Source organism: Roseovarius sp. D22-M7 (genome assembly GCF_037083785.1).
Taxonomy (GTDB): domain Bacteria; phylum Pseudomonadota; class Alphaproteobacteria; order Rhodobacterales; family Rhodobacteraceae; genus Roseovarius.
On the sequence record NZ_JBAPKY010000164.1, the window covers coordinates 1 to 1407 of the forward strand.

At 65.5% G+C, this 1407-nt stretch carries 2 protein-coding genes; both read left to right on the top strand.

What is annotated here, in order from left to right:
* A partial coding sequence (locus V8324_RS21860; protein WP_442970600.1) for a Mu transposase domain-containing protein occupies positions 1-599 on the top strand: 599 nt, incomplete at its 5' end.
* 14 nt (positions 600-613) lie between these two features.
* The gene (gene istB, locus V8324_RS21865) at positions 614-1345 is read left to right on the top strand and encodes an IS21-like element helper ATPase IstB (RefSeq protein ID WP_336421992.1); all 732 of its coding nucleotides are present in this window, start codon (positions 614-616) and stop codon (positions 1343-1345) included.
* Positions 1346-1407 lie beyond the last annotated feature (62 nt).

Sequence of the window (1407 nt, forward strand, 5' to 3'; positions counted from 1 at the left end):
TGGACAAGCCCGCGCTGAAACCGCTGCCGGCAACGCCCTATGAATATGCCGAATGGCTGGAGCGGCGGGCCGGGCTCGACTACCACGTCGAGGTCGAGACGCATTACTACTCGGTCCCGCATCAACTTCTCAAGAAGACCCTCTGGGCGCGCCTCACCGCCGGCACCGTCGAGATCTATCACGACGGTGAACGTGTGGCTTCCCATGTCCGAAGCTCGAGCAATCGCCGGCACACCACCGTGCCCGAGCACATGCCCGCCAGCCATCGTCGCCATGCCGGCGTCACGCCAGACGAGATCCGCCGCCGCGCCGCACGAGTTGGCCCGAATACCACCGCGCTGGTGGAGCAGATCCTGCACGCCAAGACCCACCCTGAACAGGGTTTCCGCGCCTGCCTTGGCATCGTTCGGCTCGCGCGCCCGCATGGGCATGAGGCCGTCGAGGCCGCCTGCCAGCGCGCCACCGAGATCGGTGCGCTCTCCTACAGCTCGGTCAAATCCATCCTGAAGAACAACCTGCATCGCCGACGGCCCCGAGAGACCGCGGAGGGGCCGGCGATCACCCACCCCAACATCCGCGGCGCCAAATACTTCCACTGAGAAAGGATCCGAGCATGCTCGACCATCCCACACACCAGCGGCTGCGTGACCTCAAGCTCGACGGCATGGCTGACGCATTCGCCGAACTCCAGCAGCAACCCGATGCCGCGACGCTCAGCCATGCCGAATGGCTCGGCCTGCTGATCGATCGCGAGGCCACGAACCGCAGCAACAAGCGCTATCAAACCCGGATGCGGGCCGCGAAACTGCGCCATGTCGGTGCCGCCATCGAGGACGTCGACTATCGCACACCGCGACAGCTCGATCGGGACCTGTTCCGCCAGCTCGCGCAAGGCGACTGGATCGCAAAAGGACAAAACCTGATCATCACCGGCCCCTGCGGTGTAGGCAAGACATGGCTCGCCTGCGCTCTCGGACAGAAAGCCTGTCGCGACGGCAGGACCGTTCTTTATCGCCGTCTGCCGCGCCTCTTTGCCGAGCTCGAACTCGCTCATGGCGATGGCAGCTTCCCACGCCTGTTCCGGAAGCTCGTCCGCGCCAACCTGCTGATCCTCGACGACTGGGGCCCCGACCGGCTCACCGGCCCGCAACGACGCGACCTCATGGAGATCGTCGAGGACCGCTACGGCAACGGCGCGATCCTCCTGACCAGTCAGTTGCCCGTCGACGCATGGCACGATGTCATCGGCGAGCCGACCTTCGCCGACGCCATACTCGATCGGATCGTCCACAATGCCCACAGGCTGCCTCTTGATGGCGCCTCAATGCGAAAGCAATCCACATGATACGCACACAGTCCACCGCCGCGCGCGGCGCCGCGCCAGCGCTATGGGGCGCGCTTGGCGCC